This window comes from Methylobacterium variabile (genome assembly GCF_001043975.1).
Lineage (GTDB): Bacteria > Pseudomonadota > Alphaproteobacteria > Rhizobiales > Beijerinckiaceae > Methylobacterium > Methylobacterium variabile.
This window is the reverse complement of record NZ_LABY01000026.1, coordinates 26,573-45,188: the sequence shown is the minus strand read 5'-3', so window position 1 is coordinate 45,188 and position 18,616 is coordinate 26,573. Positions and strand designations below refer to the sequence as shown.

Genomic DNA, 18,616 nt, shown 5'->3' with positions numbered 1-18,616 from the left:
GGGCAGCTGGCGCAGGTCCGCAGGCTCGCGGACGCGGTCGAGGAGGGGAAGGTTGAGCGGTGACACCGGAGCCATCCTCACGTCCGGAAGGAGAGAACCCGCCGCCGGATGACGGGGCGGGAGGAATGGGAGCGATCAGGCGACATCGAGCGGCGCCGTCCCGGCGGCGCGTCCGTCCGCCCCGAGGGTGATACGCTGGATGCGCGCCTCGGCGCGCTGCAGCAGGGCCTCGCAGTGACGCTTGAGGACCTCGCCGCGCTCGTAGATCGCGACGGACTCGTCGAGCGGCACGTTGCCCTGCTCCAGGCGCTGCACGATGCCCTCGAGTTCCTCGAGGGCCTTCTCGAACGGCAGGTCCGCGGTTCCGGCCGGGCCGGCGGGTGCGGATGCTGCCGCGCGGCTGGCATCGGACCGGGCTGCGGTCATGCGCGAAGATGCTCCCATGATGAGCGTTGGGTTATGGCGAGTGAGGTGACGCGAAACAACCCTCTGTCCGCGCCGCAGGCCCGCGGATGCCCGTTTACGCGCCAGGGCTGCGTTTCGGCCACAGTGGAATTAGTCGATGGCGAGACAGAAGGGCTCACCCTCGAAGGCGTCCGCGCCGCGACCGATCGCCGCCGCGGCGGCCACCATGCGTCCGTCGCGGCCGAGCATCGCGTCCGCCACGGCGACGAGGCGGCGGTTCGGCGTCGCCGAGGGCGACGCCTCGCGCAGCTCTCGGGCGATCTCGGCCTCGTCGCGGTCCGGCCTCAGGGCGCAGGCGGTGATGAAGGCGGCGGCCGTCGAGCGGCTGATGCCGGCGTAGCAGTGGATGACCAGGGGCTGCGCGCGGTCCCAGGCCCGCACGAAGGCGAGGAGCCGCCGCACGTGCTCCTCGTCGGGCAGCACGTGACCGTCGAGGGCGTCGGTGATGTCGCTGACCCCGACGAACAGGTGGTCGGTCTCGGAGATGCTCGGCGGCCGGGTCACCGGCGTGCCGACATTGATGAGGGTCACTACGTGGCGCGCCCCCGAGGTCTCGACCGTCTCGGGCAGGCGGGACAGGGCGCAGACGTGCAGTCTCGGCATCGGCAAGTCCTCTCTGGCAAGTCCTGTCTACGAAGCGATGGCCGCCTGCCGCGCCTCGGCGAGGGCGTCGAAGCGGGCGAGAAAAGCCCCTTGCGCCTCGGCGGTCGGCCAAGGCTCCAGCAGGGCATCGAGCGAGGTGTCGAGGCGGTCCGGCCGGCCGAAGATCCGCACCGCCTCCCCCTCCGCGAAGCCGGCGAGCTGCGTCGCCTCGAGATAGGCGCTCAGGCGGTCGGCGCGCTTGATCAGGCGCTGCATCGCCGCCGTCGGCGCCGGGGTGAGGCCGAAGCGCAGGCGGATCGCCGCCAGCAGCCGGTTCTCCACCGACTTGTAGGAGTGCCCGATCGCCGCCTTGAACGGCGAGATGATGTCGCCGATCACGTATTCGGGCGCGTCGTGCAGCAGCAGCTCCAGCCGCCCGGTCGCCGTGATCGCCGGCTCGAAGGCGCCGCCGATCGCCTCCACGAGCAGCGCGTGCTGCGCCACCGAGAAGACGTGCGGCCCCGCGGTCTGGCCGTTCCAGCGCGCCACCCGGGCGAGGCCGTGGGCGATGTCGACGATCTCGACGTCGAGGGGCGAGGGATCGAGGAGGTCGAGGCGCCGCCCCGAGAGCATCCGCTGCCACGCCCGCGGCTGGCCGGTCATGCCGGGAGCCCGAGGCCGCCGGGCCCCGGCATGGCGGCGCAGGGCGCGTGGCGGCAACAGCCGACGAGGTGGTCGTTGATCATGCCGACCGCCTGCATGAAGGCATAGACGATGGTCGGGCCGCAGAAGCCGAACCCTTCCGCCTTGAGCGCCTTGGACATCGCTCGCGACACCGGGCTCTCGGTCGGGATGTCCGCCCTCGTCGCGGCCTGCGTCTGGAGCGGGCGGCCGTCGACGACGTCCCACAGGAAGGCCGAGAAGCCGGGGCCGCGCTCCTGGATCGCCAGGTAGGCCCGTGCGCTGCGGATCGTCGCCTCGATCTTGGCCCGGTTTCGGATGATGCCGGTATCCTGCATCAGTGCCTCGACCTCGGCCGGACCGAAGCGCGCGATCGCCGCGGGCTCGAACCCCGCGAAGGCGCGGCGAAAGCCCTCGCGCCGGCGCAGGATGGTGATCCAGGACAGGCCGGCCTGGAACCCGTCGAGGATCAGCTTCTCGTAGAGGGCGCGGTCGTCGTGCTCGGGCACGCCCCACTCGGCGTCGTGGTAGGCGACGTAGAGCGGGTCGGTGCCCGGCCACCAGCAGCGCTGGCAGCCGTCGGCATGCGGGATCAGTCCGGTCGACATCCGGCCTCGTGTAGCGGCGGGACGCCGGAACGCAACCTGCCCCGCGCTGCATCACCCCACGAATTCGCTCGCCGCGAAGCCCTGCAGGTAGAGGAGGCCGGTGAGGTCGCCGTGATCGATGCGGGCATGGGCGGCCGCGGCGACCGCAGGCTTCGCCCGGAACGCCACGCCGAGGCCCGCCTCCGCCAGCATCGCGAGGTCGTTGGCACCGTCGCCCACCGCCAGGGTCTCGGCTGGATCGAGGCCGAGGCGGGCGCGCAGCTCGACCAGCGCGTCGCGCTTGGCGTCCCGCCCGACGATGGGCTCCTCGACGGTGCCGGCCAGGGTCTCGCCCGCGGTGACGAGGCGGTTTGCCCGGTGCTCGTGGAAGCCGATCCGCGCCGCCACCGGCCCGGTGAACAGGGTGAAGCCGCCGGACACGAGCGCCGTGTAGGCGCCGTGCGCCCTGAGCGTCTGAACCAGGGTGCGCCCGCCGGGCATCAGGGTGATGCGGGTGGCGATCACCTCGTCGACCGCCCCGAGGGGCAGGCCCTTCAGCAGGGCGACGCGCTCGCGCAGGGCCGGCTCGAAGGCGATCTCGCCCCGCATCGCCCGCTCGGTGATCGCCGCGACGTGGGCCTTGAGGCCGACCTGGTCGGCGAGCTCGTCGATGCATTCCTGGCCGATCATGGTGGAATCCATGTCGGCGAGGAAGAGGCGCTTGCGCCGATGGGGCCCGGAGACCTGCACGGCGACGTCGATCGGCTCAGCCCCGAGCGCCGTGCGCAGGCGCTCGGCGAGGCCGGCGGCGGCGGCGGGTGCGCCCTCGACCAGGATCTCGGCGGCGACCTCGCCGTGCAGGATGCGCGGCTGGTGCTCGGTCGCCAGCACCCGCCGGGTCTCGGCCAGCACCGCGTCGGTGATGGCGGGGCGCTCCGGGTTTGCTATCAGGGTGGCGACCAGGGTCATCGGGGATCTCGGGTTCGTCGGGACGGCGCGTCCCGGCCGCGCGACACGAGGGGCAGGCATGGACGGGCGGGTTCGGGCGATCCTCATCGCAGGGCCGACCGCCTCGGGCAAGTCGGCGCTGGCGCTGGCGCTGGCCCGCCGGCACGACGGGGTGGTGATCAACGCCGATTCGATGCAGGTCTACCGCGACCTCCACCGCCTCACCGCCAGGCCGGCGCCGGAGGAGGAGGCCGAGGCGCCCCACCGCCTCTACGGCACGGTGGACGGCGCGGTGAACTTCTCCGTCGGCCACTACCTCGCCGAGGCCGGCGCGGTCCTGCGGGAGTCCTGGGAGGCGGGGCGCCTGCCGATCGTGGTCGGGGGCACCGGGCTCTACTTCGTGGGCCTCACGGATGGGCTCTCGGAGATCCCGCCGGTGCCGGACGCCGTGCGGGCGGAGGTGCGGGCCGGAGCGGAGGGGCGCGCGACCCCGGACCTGCACGCCGCCCTCGCCCGCCGGGACCCGGACGGCGCCGCCCGCCTCGACCCCAACGACCGCCTGCGGGTGCTCCGGGCCCTCGAGGTGCTGGCGGCGACGGGACGGCCGATCGCCGCCTTCCAGGCCGAGCGCCGCCCCGGGCCCCTCACCCGCCTGCCCTGCCGCAAGCTCTTCCTGACCCCGGACCGCGAGACCCTGCGGGCGCGGATCGACGCCCGCTTCCTCGCCATGATGGCGGCCGGCGCCCTCGACGAGGTGCGGGCGCTGGCCGCCCGCGATCTCGATCCGATGCTGCCGGTGATGCGGGCCCACGGCGTTCCGGGGCTGATCGCCCACCTGCGCGGCACGCTCTCCTACGAGGAGGCGGTGGCGCGCGGTCAGGCGGATACGCGGCGCTACGCCAAGCGCCAGGTGACGTGGTTCCGGCACCAGGCCGGGGCGGACTGGACCTGGCTGACGCCGGACGCGGCGATGGCGGGCGTGGAGGCCGGGTCGTGGGACGGGCCCGCCTGAGCGCGCGGGTCTCCGGGCCCGGGATCGCGCGGCTCTGGCGGCGCGGATCGGTTCACGATCAGCCAGCCCGCCGGGACTTTTCCAGACCCTGCGCGGACTTGCGACGGATTCCTCCAGGATCGCCATAAGGCACCACGATCACGGGATTGATTGCGGAGCGGCTTGAACGGATTCCGGCAACCGCTTGTGCCCGCGAGCGAATGTCGCTCACGCCCGCCCCCGACGTCCCTCCGCCAGCCACATCGCCAGCACCGCCGCCGCCAGCGCCGCGAGCGCCGCGAGGCCGAGACCCAGCGGATAGACCGACACGCCCCGCACGACCGCGCTGTCGCTCGGCCGGAAGCCGATCCAGTCCGACCCGGCGAGGCGGCCGGAGCGGGCGATCTGGAGCCGCGGGACAGCGATCCCGCCCGCAGCCTCGGCGACGCGGCGCACCGAGCCGCCGGTGGCCTCGGCGATCGGGCGCAGACGCTCGGTGTCGCTGAACACGTCGACGAGCTCGCGCGGGTTGGCCGGGCCGACGCTCACGAAGGCGACGAGATTGCCGGCCCGCAGGGTGTGCAGCCCGAGCTCCTCCGCCTCGAAAGCGGCGGCGAACAGGCCCGGCTTCTCCGGATCGAGGGTCAGGGTGCGGGCCTTGCCGCCAGGCGCCGTCACGGTGACCGGCTCGGCGGTGTCGGCCATGGTCTGGCGCTCGACCCGGACCTCGCGGCCGTGGCCGGTGGTATGCGCCCGCAGGGCCTCCTCCTCAAGCGCCGGCTCCTTCATCAGCCAGTGGCCGAGGCGGCGCAGCAGGTCGAGATGCGGCCCGCCGTCCTGGTAGCCGCGGGCCCAGAGCCAGGCGTGGTCGGAGAGGAGCAGCGCCACCCGGCCCTTGTCCTCGCGGGACAGCGCCAGCAGCGGCAGCGCATCGGCGCCGGCCATGATCGGCGTGACGCCGGGACGGACCTCGGCACCGATCAGGCGCAGCCAGTCGCCCCAGGCCGGAGGCGAGGCGTCCGAGCCCGGCAGCTCGCGGGTGACGGGGTGGCGCTGGCCGCTGCCGGTCAGCGCCGCCTTGTAGGGCCGCTCGACCACCCTTCCGTTCGGCTCGCCCGGCAGGATCGCGGCGAGCCGCGTGCGAGCGAGGCTCGCCGCCGAGGCGAATTCCGGCCCGGCGGCGATCAGCAGGGCGCCGCCCTCCCGCACGTAGCGCACGATGTTGTCGAAGTAGCTCGACGGCAGCACGCTCTGGTTGGCGTAGCGGTCGAAGATGATGAGGTCGAAGTCCTTGATCTTCTGCTGGAACAGCTCGCGGGTCGGAAACGCGATCAGCGACAGCTCGGAGATCGGCGTACCGTCCTGCTTCTCCGGCGGGCGCAGGATGGTGAAGTGGACGAGGTCGACGTTGGCGTCGGACTTGAGCAGGTTGCGCCAGGTGCGCTCGCCCGCGTGGGGCTCGCCGGAGACGAGCAAGACCCGCAGCTTCTCGCGGATGCCCTCGATCGGCAGCACCGCCCGGTTGTTGGCGGTGGTCAGCTCGCCTGGCAGCGCCTCGGCCTCGATCTCGACCACGTTCGGCCCGCCATGCTCGACCCGCAGGGTCAGGCCGAAGGGCTGGCCGGTGCGCACGCTCTGGCGCACCACCTCCTCGCCGTCGCGGCGCACCGTCACCACCGCCGAGCCGGTGCCGCCGCGCTCCATCACCTCGGCCCGGATGGTCTGGTCGCGCCCGACGATGCCGAAGCGCGGCGCCTCGATCAGGCGGATCTGCCGGTCGCGCTCGTCGGTCCGGCCCGTGACCAGCACGTGGAGCGGCGCCTTGAAGCTCAAGGCGGCGAGGTTCGCCGGGATGTCGTGGACGACGCCGTCGGTCAGCATCACCACGCCGGCGAGGCGGTCCGGCGGCACGTCGGCCAGCGCGCTCGACAGGGCCGTGAACAGCCGCGTGCCCTCGTCGCCCCCGGCCTCCGGCACCTCGACGAAGCGCGGCTCGATCTCGTTGAGGGGGCCGAGGCGCCGCTGCAATTCGGCCCGGACGCGGTCGGTCATCGCCGGGCGCTCGCCGAGCGCCTGCGACCCCGAGCGGTCGACGACGACCGCGACGACATCCTTGACCGGCTCGCGCTCCTCCTGGACCAGGGAGGGGTTGGCCAGCGCCAGCAGCACCAGGCCGAGGACGAGGGCGCGCAGCAGCGCCACCGGCCCGCGGGCGAGGAACGCCACCACGGCCATGATCGCGGCGAGCCCCGCGAGGACCCAGAGGACCGGGACGGGGACGAGCGGGGCGAGGCTCAGGCTCAGCATGAATGACACCGTTGGGTGATGCGCCGCCTCACTGCCCCAGCCGCTCCAGCAGCGCCGGCACGTGGACCTGGTCGGCCTTGTAGTTGCCGGTGAGCGCGTACATCACGAGGTTGACGCCGCCGCGGAAGGCCATCTCGCGCTGCCGCGGGTCGCCGCCGACGAGGGGGTAGAGCGCCTCGCCGCGCCGGCCTACGGCCCAGGCGGAGGCCAGGTCGTTGCCCGTGATGACGATCGGCGAGACGCCGTCGCCGGCCCGGGCGGGGCGGCGCTCGCCGCCGTCGCTGGCGGGCGGCAGGGCCTCGACCCAGGTCTGGCCGCTGGCGTAGCGGCCCGGAAAGCCGTCGACGAGGTAGAAGGCCTTGGTCAGCACGTGATCGCGGGGCACCGGCTCGAGCTCCGGCACCTCGAGGGTCGAGAGCATGCGCTGGAGATAGAGGCTCTCCGGCGTCGCCGGACCGCCGGGGCGCGCGGTCATCGCGTCCCGGGTGTCGAAGATCACCGTGCCGCCGTTCTTCATGAAGGCGTCGATCCGTCGGATCGCCGCAGGGCTCGGTTGCGGCCGGCTCGGCACGATCGGCCAGTAGATCAGCGGGTAGAAGGCGAGCTCGTCCCGGGCCGGGTCGATGCCGGCGGGCTCGCCGGGCTCCAGAGCCGTGCGGCTCGCCAGCATCTGGGTCAGGCCGGCGAGGCCGGCCCGGCTGGTCTCGTCGACTGCCGGATCGCCCGTCACCACGTAGGCGATGCGGGTGATCAGCGCCGATTCGATGCCGTTCGGCCGGTTGGCGGCGGGCTCGACGGCGCGCGCCGGGTCCGGCGCGGCACCGAGGACGAGGACGCCGAGAGCGAGCGCCGCGGCGGCGGGGCGGCGGCGCAGGCGCGCCGCCATCAGCCCGAGGAAGCCGCCGAGCCACAGGCTCGCCAGGGTGTCGAGGGCGAGGAGCAGCAGGGCGGCGAGGAAGAACGGCCCGCGCAGGTCGCGGGTGCGGGCCTCCTCAAGGCCGCCGAAGCGGGCGCCGGCGAGCGCCTTCAGGTCGAGGGGCTTCAGCCGATCCTCGGCCGTCAGGGCGTTGACCGCGAGGCCGCCGTCGACCGGGCCGTAATAGCCGGGTGGATGATCGGGGGTGGCCCGCTCGGTCCAGGTCGCCGCCACCGCCCGGGCGGTGGCGGGCGGCGCCTTCAGGGCGCCGAAGCCGTCGAGGGTGAGGCGCGGGGCCAGCACCGGCGGCGGGGCGCCCGTCGCCGCCCCGGTCGTCGGCGGGGTGGTGCCGGCGAGCGCCACGACCCGGCGCAGCATGGTCACGAACAGGCCCGACAGCGGCAGGTTCGACCAGGTGGTGTCGGCGGTGACGTGGACCAGGACCACCATGCCCTCCCCCCGCTTGGTGGCGGTGACAATCGGGGTGCCGTCCTGCAGGGCGGCCCAGGTGCGCCGGGCGAGGTCGCCGTCCGGCTCGGCCAGGATCTGGCGCCGTACGCCGATATCGGCCGGCGGCGTCAGGCCCGCGAACGGGCTCTCGGGCGCGAACGGCGCCAGCGTGCGCGGGCTGTCCCAGGACAGGGTGCCGCCGAGGGTGCGCCCGCCCCGGCGCAGGCGCACCGGCACGAGGTCGTCGCTGCCGGCGGCCAGCCGCGGCCCGGCGAAGCGGAGCAGCAGGCCGCCCTTGTCGACGAAGCCGGAGACCCGCTCCAGGGTGGCGGGGTCGAGGGCCCCGACATCGGCGAGCACCAGCACCGAGACCTGGGAATCGAGCATCTGGCCGATCGATTCGGCGACGCCGCGACCGCCCCTGGGCTCCTGCACGTCGGCGAAGGGCGTCAGCGCCCGCGACAGGTAGTAGGTCGGCGACAGGAGCGGCTGGGCCTGATCGGCGGTGCCGCCGAAGACGAGGCCAACCCGCCGGCGGCGGCCGCGCTCGTCGGCGAGCACCACCGCGCCCGCCGAGTGCTCGCCTGCGACCTCGAAGCGCGCGATGGTGTTGCGCAGCTCCACCGGCAGGTCGAAGCGGACCTCGGCCGCGTCGGACTCACCTTTGAACGCGAAATTCGTCTCGGCAAGCGGCAGGCCCTTGGCGTCGAGGGCCCGGACGGTGCCGGCATCGCGCCCATTGGCGGCCGCCCGCACGACGCTGACGCCGAGCTGCCCGCCCGAGGAGTCGGGCCCGGCGAGGGCGAGGGCCGGCGGGCGCTCGGCCTTCAGCACTGTGACGTCGGCGCGGTTGCGCGCAGCGGCCTGCGCCAGGCCCGCCGGAAACGCGTCGCCGTCCGGCCCCGCGACCCCGTCGTGGATCCAGACCACGGCGCTGCCCGGCGAGCGCTCCAGGAAGGCGGAGAGGGTGGCGAGGTGGTTCGAGCGGTCGGCGAGGTGCGGCAGCGGCTCGATCGCGCGCAGGCGCTCCAGCGCCGGGCCGGGGCCGGTGGCTTCGAGACCCGCGGGCGCGGCGGCGGTGGCGAGCAGCGCCACGGGCCGACCGGCGCGGGCGGCCGCTTCGACCTCGGCGGTGGCGACCCGGACCCGGTCGCGCCAGTCCTGGGCGGCGGTGAATCCGTTGTCGAGGACGAGGACGAGCGGGGTGCGCCCGTCGCCCGCCGCCTGCGGGGTCGGGTTCCAGACCGGGCCCGAGACCGCCAGGATCAGGCAGGCGGCGGCGATGAGGCGCAGGGCCAGGAGCCAGGGCGGGGTGCGGGCGGGCGTCTCGCGCTCCGGCAGCAGGTCGGCGAGGATGCGCAGCGGCGGGAAGTCGATGCGGCGCGGCCGCGGCGGCGTCACCCGCAGGAGGTACCACAGGGCCGGCAGGGCGATCAGCGCCGCGAGGGCGGCGGGGGCGGCGAAGCTGAGGGGCAGTCCGAGCATCGAAGGCGTCCTCAGCCCGCGCCGCGGGCGGCGGCGACCAGGGTCACGAGGCGGAGCGCCGCCTCGCTCGCCGGCCGGTCGGTGCGGTGCAGGGTCAGCGTCCAGCCCTGGGCCCGGGCGATCTCCGCCAACGCGTCGCGGTGAGCCCGGATCCGGCGGCGATAGGCCTCGCCCCAGGCCGCGGCATCGCCGACCCGCAGCGACAGCCCGGCCTCGAGGTCGTGCAGCTCGGCCTGGCCCGCGAACGGAAAGGTCTCCTCGACGGGGTCGACCACCATTACCAGGTGGCCGCGGCTGCCGGCGGCGGCGATCGCCGCGACCGAGGCCCGGACCTGCTCGGGCGGGCTCAGGAAATCGCCGATCAGCACGACCTCGTCGAAGCGGCCGACGGGCGCCCGGGGCGGCAGGTCCTCGTCGAGGCCGGAGGTGTCGGAGACCAGCGTCTCGGCCAGCCGCTCGACGATGGTGCGGGCCGCCTGCGGCCGCGACAGGCCGAGCAGCCCGACCCGCTCGCCGGCCTCCACGAAGGTGTCGCCCAGCGCCAGCGCCAGCACCAGGGCGCGCTCGACCTTCGGCGCCTGGGCGAGCGTGGAGCCGAAGCCCATAGAGGCCGAGCGGTCGATCCAGAGCCAGACGGTGTGGGCCGCCTCCCACTCGCGCTCGCGGACGTAGAGCCGGTCATCCCGGGCCGAGCGGCGCCAGTCGATCCGGCTCGCCGCCTCGCCGGCGACGAAGGGGCGGAATTGCCAGAAGCTCTCGCCCGGCCCGGCGCGGCGGCGCCCGTGCAGGCCGTGCGCCAGGGTCGCGGCGACCCGGCGGGCCTCCAGGATCAGGCGTGGCATGCGCTCGGCGAGCGAGAGGGCGGTCTCGGTCTCCCGCCGGCCGGGCGTGCGGGCGGCCGCGTCGAGGACGCGCGTCGAGGCCACCGGGTCAGAGCCGCCCGACGAGGCGGCCGATCAGGCCGGGGATCGTCTCGCCGTCGGCGCGGGCCGCGAAGGTCAGCGCCATGCGGTGCTTGAGCACCGGCTCGGCCAGCGCCGCAACGTCGTCGACGGAGGGCGCCACCCGGCCCTCGATCAGCGCCCGGGCGCGCACCGCCAGCATCAGGGCCTGGCTGGCGCGGGGGCCTGGACCCCAGAGCAGCTTGTCGGCTATCGCGGCGTCGCCCCCGACCGGGCGGGCGGCGCGCACGAGGTCGAGGATCGCGTCGACCACCGCCTCGCCGACGGGCAGGCGCCGCACCAGGCGCTGGGCCGAGAGCAGGCCCTCCGTGTCCATCACGGCCTGCGGCCGGTGCTCCGCGGCACCGGTGGTCTCGAGCAGGATGCGGCGCTCGGCGGCGCGGTCGGGATAGCCGACGTCGATCTCGAGCAGGAAGCGGTCGAGCTGGGCCTCGGGCAGCGGGTAGGTGCCCTCCTGCTCGATCGGGTTCTGGGTCGCCAGCACGTGGAACGGTCGCGGCAGGTCGTGGCGCGCGCCGGCGACGGAGATGAACTGCTCCTGCATCGCCTGCAGCAGGGCCGACTGGGTACGGGGGCTGGCGCGGTTGATCTCGTCGGCCATCAGGAGCTGGGTGAAGACCGGCCCGCGCACGAAGCGGAACGAGCGGTGCCGGTCCTGGTCCTCGTCGAGGATCTCGGTGCCGAGGATGTCGGAGGGCATCAGGTCGGGGGTGAACTGCACCCGGCGGGCATCGAGCCCGAGCACGGTGCCAAGGGTCTCGACGAGCTTGGTCTTGGCCAGCCCGGGCAGGCCGACGAGCAGGCCGTGGCCGCCCGCCAGCACCGTGACCAGCGCGAGGTCGACCACCGTCTCCTGTCCGAAGATGACCCCGTGGATCGCCTCGCGGGCACGCCCGACGCTGGCGAGGCAGGCCTCCGCGGCGGCGACGATGCCGTCATCCATCGGGGTCGCGGCGGCCGGCGCGCTGGCTTGGGTCATGCGGGGTCCTCGTGCTCGTCCGGGACGCCTGGGCGTCCACCGGGATCCGCGAGTGTGGATCCCTTCCGCACCGCAAGGCAAGGTTGGCGCGACGACGCAGGGTCGCGGCGATGGGCCGGCCGCGGCAACGCCTCACGCAGGCTTGATCGATCGCCGGACGGTTCAGGGCTCGCGGCAGGCGAAGCTCTCGGCGCGCTCCGGCTCGCCGCCGCCGTAGCGGGCCTCCCGCGGGAACGGGCAGAGCGGACGCGTGCGGCCCGGGAAGGCGGCGCCGCGGGCGGGCAGGCGGTCGGGCGCCTCGCCGCGCTCGACCCAGGCCTCGATGGCGGTGAGCGGATCGAAGTCGTCGAGGGCCGGCCCGCCCCCGCAATGGGTCATGCCCGGGATCAGGAACAGGCGCGCCCATTCCGCGAGCGCTCCCGCGCCGCCGTTGTGGCGGGCGAGGTCCCGCCAGTGGTCGGCGAGGTCGCGGGCCGAGAAGACCGGGTCGGCTATGCCCTGGTAGACGAGGAGCCGGCCGCCCCGCGCCGTGAAGGTCGACAGGAAGGTGCCGGTCGGGTCGTTGAGGGCGGCGGTCTCGGCGGTGCGCGGGGTGTCGCGGTCGAAGTCGAAGCGCAGCGCGTCGAAGCCCGGGTCCGGCGGGGTGAGGAAGTAGTTCGCGACCGCCGCCGGCCCGAGGGTCGTGTTGCGGGCGTTCGGCGTCGCGGTCTTCGAGGTGCCGAGCTTCCAGGCCCGCCAGCCCGGCGCCGCGACGCCCGGATCCCACGGCCAGGCGGCGTAGACCGGCCGGCCCTGACCATCCCGCGCGCCGCCGAAGGCGCGATGCAGCGCCTCGACCTGCGGGGGGCTGAGGCAGGCCGCGGTCTTCTCCCCCGGGCAGGTCAGGCTGGCGGGATCGAAGCGGCAGGCCGACACCGCCTCGACCGCTCCGTCGGCGAGGCCGTCGGCCGCGTCGCAGGCCTTGAGCACGGCACCGGCCACCAGGGCGAGGTCGGCCTCGCTGAAGGCCCCCGCCAGGATCGGCCGGCCCTCCGGGTCTTTGGGGGCGACGGCCAGGAAGGTCTGCGTGTCCCAGATCTGGCCGAGGGCCGCCCGGGTCAGGCGGAAGGCCGGCGCGCCGGCCACGATGCCGTCGAAGGCCGTGGGCCAGCGGGTGGCGGCCATCAGGGCGGAGCGGCCGCCGTTGGAGCAGCCCATGAAGTAGGCGCGGGCCGGGGCGCGGCCGTAGTGCGCGGCGATGAGCCTCCTCGCCTCCCGCGCCACGGCGCCGACCGCCCCGTAGGCGAAGTCGATCCGCGCCTGCTGGTCGAGGCCGAAGGCGGCGTCGGCGCTGTCGCGGCCGCGATGCCCGGAATCGGTCGACGCCACGGCATAGCCCCGCAGCAGGGCCGGCGGCGCCGTCGCGCCCGAGACCGGGATCGCGCCCAGCGCCTCGCCGACCACGCCGTCGAGCCCGCCCCCGCCCTGGAACAGGAAGCGGCCGTTCCACGTCTCCGGCAGGCGCAGCTGGAAGCCGATGCCGTACGCCGCGCCGCCGGCTCCGACCCGCGGGTCGATCGTGCCCTCGACCAGGCAGTGGGCCGGCAAGGCCGCCCTGACCCGTGCGGTGCCGGTCAGGGCGGCGCGGCCCGGATTGTCGGCCGGCAGGGTGCCGGCAGGCACCGCCTCGGCGCGGGTGATGCGCAGGTCCGGCCGGGCGAAGCCTGCGAGGTCGCCGCAGGCGAGCGGCGCCGCGAGGGCCGGCAGGGCGAGGCCGGCCACCAGGCAGAGCGCCGGAAGGGTCGGCCCCGCTCTCCACGTCGCGCCGCGCGCCATGACCGCCCCTCCCCCAGAGATCGGCCCGGGTCTTGGCGGCCCGACCGTCGTGCGGCCGCCACTCGGCCCAACGCGGCGCGATCCGTCAAGTGACGCCGCAGAGATTCCCGTGCCGAACCCTGCGGCAGCGGATGCACTCCCCTGTCGCCGCAGGTCGCGCGGACGCATGATCGCCTGTCGACGATTCCAGGGAGGATCCGCCATGCCACCCCACGACGTTCCGCTGCCCGCCCGCCGGACGCTGCTCCTCGCCGGCGCGGGCCTCGCCCTCGCGGGCCCGGCCGGCGCCGAGGAGCGGCCTCCCGCCAGCCCGGTTGCCGGCCCGCTTGCCGGCTCTCCTGCGGGTCCTCTGGCCGACCTGCCGCTGGTGCCGCCGCGGACGGAGTTCGTCTACGAGGCCGTGGTCGAGATCGCCCCGCTCGTGTCCCTGGGGGATTCGCCGCTGGGCGAGCGCCGGATCGTGCCGATCACCGGCGGGCGCTTCCAGGGCCCCCGGCTCAGCGGCACGGTCCTGCCCGGCGGCGCCGACCGGCAGCTCGTGCGCAAGGACGGCGTGCGGCGCCTCGACGCCCTCTACGAGATGCGCACCGACGACGGCGCGATCCTGACGGTGCGCAACCAGGTGCTGATCGATCCCGGCCGCGACGGCGCCCCGGATTATCGCTTCTCGACCATCGAGGTCACGGCCCCCGAGGGCCCGCATGCCTGGCTCAACCGGCTGGTGCTGGTCGGCACCCTGCACAGCCTGAGGCCTGCCCGGGAGGCTGTGCTGGTGCGGGCGTACCGGCTGGCGTGACCTGTGGCAGGGTCGCGGCGGACAACCGGGAGCGCCCGCCATGCGCGCCGCCGAGACCCGCGATCCGCCGATGAGCCTCGACGGCTTCCTGGCCCTCCTGGAGGAACGGCCGAAAGGGGAACGCTGGAACCGGACGACGGGGTGCCGCTGATGAACGCGCAGCCGACGCGGCGGCACGACTGGATCCGGACCAACATCCTGGAGGCGCTGCGGCAGCACCGCCGCCGACACGCGGCTCGCCCGGTGAGAGGGCAGCCCCCACGATCCGATCAGTCCCGCATCAGTCTCGCGCGGGTCACGCTCAACCGAGCTCCGAAACCAGGAACTCCCGCACCGCGCCCGCGTCGATGCCCGGCGCGATGAAGCTCTGCCCGATGCCGCGCGCGAGGATGAAGGTGAGCGCGCCGTCGCGGACCTTCTTGTCCTGGCGCATGGCGTCGAGGAGCTGGTCGGCGTCGCCGCATCCGCCCGGGACCTGGGCGAGCGTGGTCGGCAGTCCGGCGAGCGCCAGGTGGTTGGCGACCCGGCCGGCGTCCTGACCGGGGCAGAGGCCGAGGCGGGCGGAGAACCGGAAGGCGAGGCACAGCCCGATCGCCACCGCCTCGCCGTGGACGAGGCGGGCGGAGTCGTAGGCGGTCAGGCGCTCGAGGGCGTGCGCGAAGGTGTGGCCGAGGTTGAGGAGCGCCCGCTCCCCGTCCTCGCGCTCGTCGCGCACCACCACGGCGGCCTTGGCCCGGCAGCAGGCGGCCACCGCCGCCTCGCGCGCGGGACCGCCTGCGAAGATCTCGGCGAGGTTTTCTTCGCACCAGGCGAAGAAGCCGGGATTGTCGATCAGCCCGTACTTCGCCACCTCGGCGTAGCCGGCGCGCATCTCGCGCAGGGGCAGGGTGTCGAGGGAGGCGGTGTCGGCCACGACCAGGCTCGGCTGGTGGAAGGCGCCGACGAGGTTCTTGCCGTGCGGGGAGTTGATGCCGGTCTTGCCGCCGACCGAGGAATCGACCTGGGCGAGCAGGCTGGTCGGCGCCTGGACGAAGCGCACGCCCCGGCGCAGGGACGCCGCCGCGAAGCCCGCCAGGTCCCCGACGACGCCGCCGCCCAGCGCCAGAACGAGGTCGCGCCGCTCGATCCGGTGGGCGATCAGCCCGTCGCAGACCTGGGCGAAGCCGGCATAGCTCTTCGAGCCCTCGCCGGGCGTCACCGCGATCAGGGCGGTGCGCAGGGAGGCCCGCGCCAGCGAGTCCGTGACGGCAGCGCCGTACTCCGCCGCCACGGTCTCGTCGCTCACCACTGCGACGGCCCTGGCCCCGAGCCCGGCCAGGTGCGCGCCGATCCTGGCCAGCAGGCCCCGGCCGATCAGGATGTCGTAGGCCCGGCCCCCGTCGAGGGGCACGTGAACGGTCTCGGTCTGCACGCGCGTGTCGAAGTCCATGGAGGGATGGCTCACTGGGCGGCGAGGCCGTGGCTCGCGGGCTCCGTCTCCTCGCCGGATTCCGGGGCGTGATCCGGCCGGCCGTGCGCCAGGCCTCCCCCTGCGGCATCCGCCGGGTCGACCGCCAGATCGCCTGCCAGATCACCTGCCAAGTAGGCGTCGAGGGCCTCGAGCACGTCCTGAACCACCCGGTCGTGGGAGACGTCGCGGGAGACCACCACCACGTCGGCACCGCCGTAGACGGGATGGCGCAGGTCCATCAGCCGGCGCATCGTGCCCTCGGGGTCCTCGTTCTGGAGCAGCGGGCGGCCCGGGCGCTTGCGCACCCGGCGCATCAGCACGTCGAGCTCCGCCTTGAGCCAGACCGAGACGCCGGCCTCGCCGATGCGCCGGCGGGTTTCCGCCCGCATGAAGGCGCCGCCGCCGGTGGCGAGCACCATCGGTCCCTCCCGCAGGAGGCGGGCGATCACCCGCTCCTCGCCGTCGCGAAAGCTCGGCTCGCCGTAGATGGCGAAGATGTCCGGAATGGTCAGGCCGGCGGCGGCCTCGATCTCGTGGTCGGCATCCTTGAAGATCAGGCCGAGGCGCCCCGCCAGGCGCTTGCCGACGGTGCTCTTGCCCGCGCCCATGAGCCCGACCAGCACGATCGAGCGCAGGCCGAGACCCCGGCGCACGCGCGACTCGATCGACTGTTCATGGGTGTGGCGCTGGTTCATGCGGCGTTCTTTAGCCTGTTTTTCGCGCAGGGCGAAACGGCGGATAGCGGGGAAAAGCCGCCCCTTCCTCAACTGCCGTCCCACTGCCGCCTCGGCACCCGCGCAACAGCCGCCGGCATTCCGCGGGCGGCGGCGCTGGGCGGCCTTGCCTCAGGGGACGACGCGTGGTCGAACCGACGGCCAAGGCGTCCGCGCCGCTCGTTGTCACGCGTAGTCCCGAGGCCCGTCCGACGTGCCGACCCTCTTCCGTTTCCTGGCCGTGGTGGCGATCCTGGCCGGGCTCGTCTTCGCGGCGATGTTCGCGCTCGCCACCTTCGTCGAGCCGACGCCGCGCGAGATCTCGGTCACGATCCCGAACTCGAAGCTCCAGCCGAAATGAGCGCCCTAGGTTCGCAGGGCCTCCTGGGTCCGCAGGGCCTGATGCACGCCTATCTCGACATGCTGGCGGCCGAGCGCGGCGCCGCCGCCAACACGCTCGCCGCCTACCGACGCGACCTCGAGGACTACCTCGCCCACCTCTCGGCGAAGCGGCTCGATCCCGGCGCCGTCGAGCCCGCTTCGGTGCGCGCCTACCTCGTCGAGCTCGAGGCCCGCGGCCTCAAGAGCACGTCCGCGGCGCGGCGGCTCTCCTGCGTGCGCGGCTTCCACCGCTTCCTCTACGCCGAGGGACTGGTCGAGGGCGATCCCACCGCGCCGGTCTCCGGGCCGAAGCGCGGCCGCGGCCTGCCCAAGGTGCTCTCGGTGGCGGAGGTCGACCGGCTCCTCGCCGTCGCCAAGGAGGCGGCCGCCAAGGCCCCGAACCCGGCCGAGGCGGTGCGGGCCGGGCGGATGCACTGCATGATCGAGCTTCTCTACGCCACGGGCCTGCGCGTCTCGGAGCTGGTCGCCCTGCCGCGGGCTGCTGGCTCCACCAAGGAGCGCTTCCTGGTGGTGCGCGGCAAGGGCGGGCGCGAGCGCCTGGTGCCGCTGACCGAGGTCGCCCGCAGCGCCATGGCGGCCCACCTCGCCACGCTGACGACCCCCGGACCCTGGCTGTTTCCCGCCGACAGCGAGACCGGCCACCTGACCCGCCAGGCCTTCGCCCGCGACCTCAAGGCCGTGGCGGCGGCGGCCGGCATCCGCACCGACCGGATCAGCCCGCACGTCCTGCGCCACGCCTTCGCCAGCCACCTGCTGCAGAACGGCGCCGACCTCCGGGTGGTGCAGGAGCTGCTGGGCCACGCCGACATCTCGACGACGCAGATCTACACCCACGTCCTCGACGAGCGCCTGAAGCAGATGGTGCGCGACCTCCATCCCCTGGCCGGCGCCTGACGCGCCGACGGACGGGTGACGCACGGGCCGGCGCGACCTATCTCGCCCGCGAGGCGGCGAAGGCCGCGGGGGCCAAGAATGCGGCGAAGGCCGCGAGGGAAAGTGCACGTGCCGGTCTCGACCCTGTCCATCGTCGCCCAGGGGCTGGCCGTCGCCCTCATCGCCGCGACCCTGCTGCCATTCTGGCGCAGCCGCGCCGGGCTGGTGCGCACCTTCGACTTCCCGCGCTTCCAGGTCGCCGCCGCGATCCCGCCGGTCCTCGTCCTGCTCGTCGCCGCCGGGACCGATCCGGTCTCGCTCGGGCTCGGGGGCGGGCTCCTCGCGGCCCTCTTCCTGCAGCTGCGGCGCATCCTGCCCTTCACCCGCCTGACGCCGCCGACGGCCCGTGACGCGCCGGCGGACGCGGATCCGGCGGCATGCGTCGCGATCCTGATCGTCAACGTGCTCCAGTCGAACCGGGCCTACGACCGGCTGCTGCGGCTGGTGGAGCAGAGCGACCCCGACCTGATCCTAGCGCTCGAGACCGATGCGGGCTGGCGCGACGCCCTCCGGCCCCTGCGGGCGCGCTACCCGCACGGGGTCGACCAGCCGCAGGACAACACCTACGGGCTGATGCTCTACTCGCGCCTGCCCCTCGACGACGTGCGCGTGTGCTTCCTCGTCGAGGACGACGTGCCCTCCGTGCGCGCCGGCGTGACGCTGCCGTCGGGCGAGCGCTTCACCTTCCACGGCGTGCATCCGCGACCGCCGCATCCGGGCCAGAGCAGCGCCCCCCGGGACGGCGAGCTGGTGCTGATCGCCCGCGAGGTCGCGCGCGAGGGCGGGCCGGCGGTGGTGGCCGGCGACCTCAACGACGTCGCCTGGTCGCGCACCACCCGGCTGTTCCAGGCCATCGGCGGCCTCCTCGACCCCCGGGTCGGGCGCGGCGCCTACCCGACCTTCCACGCCGGCTGGCCGATGCTGCGCTGGCCCCTCGACCACGCCTTCTTCAGCGAGCACTTCCTGCTCGCCCGGCTGGAGCGCCTGCCCGACATCGGCTCCGACCACTTCCCGATCCTGATCGCCCTGTGCCGCGACGAGGATGCGGAGGCGATGCAGGAGCCGCCCGCATCCGACGCGGAGGACCGGCGCGAGGGCGCCGAGGCGGTGGCCGAGGCACGGGACGAGGCCAAGGCGTAGAAGCCAGGCCGCGC

The 18,616-nt window shown here is 74.6% G+C and carries 17 protein-coding genes; 5 read left to right on the top strand and 12 right to left on the bottom strand.

Annotated elements, in window-relative coordinates:
* Positions 1-135 precede the first annotated feature (135 nt).
* The 5 genes from VQ02_RS04475 to serB all read right to left on the bottom strand — a co-directional run bounded on the left by VQ02_RS04475 (position 136) and on the right by serB (position 3,284).
* Positions 136-426, bottom strand: coding sequence for an exodeoxyribonuclease VII small subunit (locus tag VQ02_RS04475; RefSeq protein ID WP_048442960.1), 291 nt, complete (start codon positions 424-426; stop codon positions 136-138).
* Between the two features lie 129 nt (positions 427-555).
* On the bottom strand, positions 556-1,068 hold the full coding sequence (locus tag VQ02_RS04470) for a tyrosine phosphatase family protein (protein ID WP_048442959.1): 513 nt from the start codon (positions 1,066-1,068) through the stop codon (positions 556-558).
* Between the two features lie 27 nt (positions 1,069-1,095).
* Positions 1,096-1,710, bottom strand: a complete 615-nt coding sequence (locus VQ02_RS04465) for a YfbR-like 5'-deoxynucleotidase (protein ID WP_048442964.1) — start codon at positions 1,708-1,710, stop codon at positions 1,096-1,098.
* Positions 1,707-2,336: a DNA-3-methyladenine glycosylase I gene (locus tag VQ02_RS04460; RefSeq protein ID WP_048442958.1), complete on the bottom strand. Its 630-nt coding sequence runs from the start codon at positions 2,334-2,336 to the stop codon at positions 1,707-1,709. Before VQ02_RS04460 ends, VQ02_RS04465 begins: the two co-directional genes overlap by 4 nt.
* 51 nt (positions 2,337-2,387) lie before the next feature.
* A complete protein-coding gene (serB, locus tag VQ02_RS04455) occupies positions 2,388-3,284 on the bottom strand; it encodes a phosphoserine phosphatase SerB (RefSeq protein WP_048442957.1) in 897 nt (298 codons plus the stop codon).
* A 58-nt stretch (positions 3,285-3,342) separates the two neighbouring features.
* Here serB and miaA point away from each other — a divergent pair, with 58 nt between their 5' ends.
* Positions 3,343-4,275: a tRNA (adenosine(37)-N6)-dimethylallyltransferase MiaA gene (gene miaA / locus VQ02_RS04450; protein ID WP_048442956.1), complete on the top strand. Its 933-nt coding sequence runs from the start codon at positions 3,343-3,345 to the stop codon at positions 4,273-4,275.
* A 207-nt stretch (positions 4,276-4,482) separates the two neighbouring features.
* Here miaA and VQ02_RS04445 read toward each other — a convergent pair whose 3' ends face one another.
* The 5 genes from VQ02_RS04445 to VQ02_RS04425 form a co-directional block, all read right to left on the bottom strand.
* Complete coding sequence (locus VQ02_RS04445) at positions 4,483-6,561, bottom strand: membrane protein (RefSeq protein ID WP_048442955.1); 2,079 nt, start codon at positions 6,559-6,561, stop codon at positions 4,483-4,485.
* Positions 6,562-6,589: 28 nt separating this feature from the next.
* A complete protein-coding gene (locus VQ02_RS04440; protein ID WP_048442954.1) occupies positions 6,590-9,412 on the bottom strand; it encodes a DUF4159 domain-containing protein in 2,823 nt (940 codons plus the stop codon).
* Between the two features lie 11 nt (positions 9,413-9,423).
* A complete protein-coding gene (locus VQ02_RS04435; protein WP_048442953.1) occupies positions 9,424-10,338 on the bottom strand; it encodes a DUF58 domain-containing protein in 915 nt (304 codons plus the stop codon).
* A 4-nt stretch (positions 10,339-10,342) separates the two neighbouring features.
* Entirely contained in the window at positions 10,343-11,353 is a 1,011-nt protein-coding gene (locus VQ02_RS04430; protein WP_048442952.1) for an AAA family ATPase, read from the bottom strand.
* A gap of 162 nt (positions 11,354-11,515) precedes the next feature.
* Entirely contained in the window at positions 11,516-13,168 is a 1,653-nt protein-coding gene (locus VQ02_RS04425; RefSeq protein WP_053080222.1) for a tannase/feruloyl esterase family alpha/beta hydrolase, read from the bottom strand.
* Between the two features lie 202 nt (positions 13,169-13,370).
* On the opposite strand from VQ02_RS04425, the gene VQ02_RS04420 reads away from it, so the two are divergent.
* Positions 13,371-13,964 (top strand): DUF3237 domain-containing protein, encoded by a 594-nt coding sequence (locus tag VQ02_RS04420; RefSeq protein ID WP_048442951.1) that lies wholly within the window; start codon positions 13,371-13,373, stop codon positions 13,962-13,964.
* A gap of 301 nt (positions 13,965-14,265) precedes the next feature.
* Here the strand turns inward: VQ02_RS04420 and aroB are convergent, their stop codons facing one another.
* On the bottom strand, positions 14,266-15,393 hold the full coding sequence (gene aroB / locus VQ02_RS04415) for a 3-dehydroquinate synthase (protein WP_048442950.1): 1,128 nt from the start codon (positions 15,391-15,393) through the stop codon (positions 14,266-14,268).
* Between the two features lie 11 nt (positions 15,394-15,404).
* Positions 15,405-16,109 (bottom strand): shikimate kinase, encoded by a 705-nt coding sequence (locus VQ02_RS04410; RefSeq protein WP_083469049.1) that lies wholly within the window; start codon positions 16,107-16,109, stop codon positions 15,405-15,407.
* 232 nt (positions 16,110-16,341) lie between these two features.
* On the opposite strand from VQ02_RS04410, the gene VQ02_RS04405 reads away from it, so the two are divergent.
* The 3 genes from VQ02_RS04405 to VQ02_RS04395 all read left to right on the top strand — a co-directional run bounded on the left by VQ02_RS04405 (position 16,342) and on the right by VQ02_RS04395 (position 18,602).
* Positions 16,342-16,488, top strand: a complete 147-nt coding sequence (locus VQ02_RS04405) for a hypothetical protein (protein ID WP_048442949.1) — start codon at positions 16,342-16,344, stop codon at positions 16,486-16,488.
* Complete coding sequence (locus tag VQ02_RS04400; protein ID WP_048442948.1) at positions 16,485-17,423, top strand: site-specific tyrosine recombinase XerD; 939 nt, start codon at positions 16,485-16,487, stop codon at positions 17,421-17,423. Before VQ02_RS04405 ends, VQ02_RS04400 begins: the two co-directional genes overlap by 4 nt.
* Before the next feature lie 108 nt (positions 17,424-17,531).
* A complete protein-coding gene (locus VQ02_RS04395; RefSeq protein WP_245239625.1) occupies positions 17,532-18,602 on the top strand; it encodes an endonuclease/exonuclease/phosphatase family protein in 1,071 nt (356 codons plus the stop codon).
* Positions 18,603-18,616 lie beyond the last annotated feature (14 nt).